This is a genomic window from Actinomadura sp. GC306 (assembly GCF_004348665.1).
Lineage (GTDB): Bacteria > Actinomycetota > Actinomycetes > Streptosporangiales > Streptosporangiaceae > Spirillospora.
Map to the genome: position 1 here is coordinate 1 of NZ_SMKM01000425.1, position 3,416 is coordinate 3,416.

Here is a 3,416-nt window from a genome sequence, read left to right on the forward strand (position 1 = left end):
CACCCGCCCCGTCCCCGCCGCCCGCGCCACCGGCGCGGCGGCGTCCCGGCGGGCTGCGCCCGCCGGAGCCCGGGACCCCGCCCGGCCGCGTGGCCCGGCTGCTCCCCCGCACCGTCGCGGCCCGCGTCCGGACGCTGACGGCGGTGTCGCTCGTCCTGCTCGTCGCGCTGCTCGCCGTCACGTGGGCGGCGATCGCGAACGCCCGCGAGGGCGTGCGGGTGATCGGCCACGACGCCGGACCCCAGGTCGTCGCGACCGGCGACCTGTACTTCCAGCTCACCGACATGGACGCGCAGCTCGCCAACGCGCTGCTGGCGGGCGGCGCGGCCGGCGGCGAGCGCGACCAGGCGCTGGCCCGCTACGACGACAACCGGCTGAAGGCGGGCGACGCGCTGCTCAAGGCCGCCAAGCTCGCCGACGAGCGCACCGAGGAGAACACCGCCCGCGACGTCCTGGACGCGCTCGGCCGCTACGAGCGCCTCGCCGGGCAGGCCCTCCTGCTCGACCGGCAGGCCGGCCGCACGACCGGGCCGCCGTCCGATGAGGTCATCGACCTGTACCGGCGGGCGACCGACCTGATGAAGCTGGACCTGCTGCCCAAGGCGTACAACCTCACGCTCGACAACGGCACCCTCGTCCGGCACACCTACGAGGACAAGCGCTCCGCGGTGCTCACCGGACGGACGTGGCTCCTCGTCACCGGGCTGGCGCTACTGGCCGTCCTGGGCGGTTTCCAGCTTTACCTCACGAAGCGCTTCCGCCGGGTCCTGAACATCCCGCTGGCGCTCGCCACGCTGGCGTCGCTCGTGCTGGTCGTGACGGGCACGGCCATGCTGTCCGGGCAGGCGAGCCACCTGCGCAAGGCCAAGGAGGACGGTTTCGACTCCATCCTCTCCCTCGCGCGGGCGCGCGCCATCAGCAACAGCGCGGCCGCCGACGAGACCCGTTTCCTCCTCGACCCCGACAGGGCCGACGCCTACGAGCAGGTCTACCTGAGCAAGTCCCAAACCGTCCTCTACCTGCCCGCAGGAAATCTGGCCGAGTACAACCGGGCCGTCCAGGGGGACCTGTCGTTCGAACCCGGACGTGCCCGTTTCCTGGGTTTCCTGGGGACCGAGGCCAACCGGCCCACGGAATCGGGAGATAAGCAGGCGCAACTGGTGAACGCCCTCAACAAGGCCCTGGGCGACTACCAGAAGGTCCAGGCGAACGACCGTCAGATGCGGGACCTCGTCCACGCCGGGAAGCGCGCGGAGGCCATCTCGGCACGCCGCACCGCCGCCGACGACTTCGCCGTGTACGACCGGTCCCTGCAGAACCTCATCGGCCTCCACCAGAAGGAGTTCGACGAAGCGGTGCAGGACGGGGACGACGGAACGAGCGGCTGGTACACGGTCCTGCCCCTCGCGGGCATCGCCATCGCACTGCTCGTGCTCGCGGGGGTGCGTCCCCGCCTGGCCGAGTACCGGTGGTCGAAGTGAAGGGACGCGGCCTGCGGATCGCGGCCGCTGCGGCGGCGGCCGCGCTCCTCTCCGCCGCGTGCGGCACCGTGGGCGAGGCGACGCCGTCCGTCGCCGCCAAGGACGGCCTGGTCATCGGCATCTACACCGACCAGCCGGGCATGGGGCTGAAGACGGGCGAACCGGAGGGCGGGTACGACTCCTACGAGGGCTTCGACGTCCGCATCGCCAAGGAGATCGCCCGGCACCTGAAGGTCCCCGCGGCGGACGTGACGTTCCGGAAAGTGACGTCCAAGACCCGGGAGAAATTGATCCAGTCGGGCGCCGTGGACATGGTGGTCGGCACCTACTCCATCACCCCGGAACGCAAGACGGAAGTGAAGTTCGCCGGCCCCTACTATGTCGCCCACCAGGACATTCTCGTCCGGAAAGCCGAATCCGCGCCGATCGAGGGGCTGGCCGACCTCGCCGGTAAACGCCTTTGCATGGTCCCCGGTTCGCAATCGTTCGTGCGCGTCCGCACCGAACAGGGCGTGAACGCGGTTCCCGTCGAGGCCGAGGGATATTCCGACTGCCTCGGCAAGCTGATCGCGGGCGACCTCGACGCCCTGTCCACCGACGACCTGATCCTCGCGGGCCTCGCCGCGGAGGCCGCCGGAAAGGGCCACTACATGAGGCTCGTGAACGCGCCGTTCTCCGACGAACGCTACGGCGTCGGCCTCAGGCAGGACGACGTGGACGGCTGCGAAGCGGTCAACGAGGCCATCACGAAGATGTACCAGGACGGCACCATGCGCGTGCAGCTCAAACGCTGGTTCGCCCCCTCGGGACTGGACCTCACAACAACCGTCCCGCAATTCGAGGGTTGCATCTGACCATCGTCACGAACGGTACGCGAACGCTCACCGAATGGCACGGATCTCGGCCGGTCACTGAGATCAGTCGGTTACGTAAGTTACGGTCGGCTCGCTTGATCGTAAGTTATGGTCGCGATCAAAAATCGGTCCGGTCATCACCGTCATCCCCCCGAGGAGTGCAATGACGACGGTCATCCTGGTGGTGATGTGCGTCGTGGTCGGGGCGCTCGAGCTGTACGCGGGCAAGCAGAGCCGGGATCAGTCGAACGCGTTCTCCCGCCGGATCGACGAACTGAACGAGCAGGTCACCAAGCAGAACAACGTCCTGGTCACGGTCGGCGAGCAGCTCACCGCCGAACTGTCGCGGGTCAAGCAGGACGTGCTGCCCGCCCTCGACACCCGGCTCCGCCAGAACACCGGGCAGGTCGAGGAACTCGCCGGGCTCGTCCACCAGGCCGACGAGTTCCTGCGGACGCAGGCCGGCCGGCTGCGCGACCTGGAGCAGCAGCGGATCACGCTGGCCGCGCTGCGCCGCAAGCTGGGCGAGGTGGAGACGTCCGTGCGGACCGTCACCCGCACCGGCGCCGAGGAGATCGAGGGCAAGGTCGACACCGCCCTCGGCCGGCTGGCCGACCTCGAACGCGGCGGCGAGGAGATCCTCGCCCTCCAGCGCACCCTCACCCGGACCCTGGAGGACGTCGAGGACGTCGTCGCCGAACTGCTCCAGTTCACCGAAGGCGAGCTGGACGACACGGTCACCGCCGCCCTCACCGGCCGCCCCCGCGCCCACGGCGACGCCGTCACCGCGACCGGCCGCCTGTGGACCCGCGACGACCAGCTCGACGACATCCTCGGCGAGATGTACGAGCGGTGCGTGCGCGCCAGCCGCCTCAACGTCCGCTTCCGCACCACCGAGGGCTCGGACGGCCCCACCCCGGGCTCCCCCGAACGCCGCCGCTACTTCCTGGGCGGCCAGGCCGCCGAGGACCTCGCCGGCGCGTTCAGCGCCCTGCTCATCTCGACCGGCGCCGACCTCCCCCGCAACGGCCTGCACGGCGCCCCCCGCCGGGGCCTGGCCCGCGTGGAACCGGGCGTCCCC

General features: G+C 70.6%; 3 protein-coding genes. All 3 read left to right on the forward strand.

Annotated elements, in window-relative coordinates; genetic code table 11:
• The coding region (locus E1200_RS32090) for a hypothetical protein (protein WP_347813256.1) at positions 1-1,481 on the forward strand (1,481 nt) is incomplete at its 5' end.
• Complete coding sequence (locus E1200_RS32095) at positions 1,469-2,335, forward strand: transporter substrate-binding domain-containing protein (RefSeq protein ID WP_243709014.1); 867 nt, start codon at positions 1,469-1,471, stop codon at positions 2,333-2,335. The genes E1200_RS32090 and E1200_RS32095, both read left to right, overlap by 13 nt.
• Before the next feature lie 163 nt (positions 2,336-2,498).
• The coding region (locus tag E1200_RS32100; protein ID WP_207933648.1) for a hypothetical protein at positions 2,499-3,416 on the forward strand (918 nt) is incomplete at its 3' end.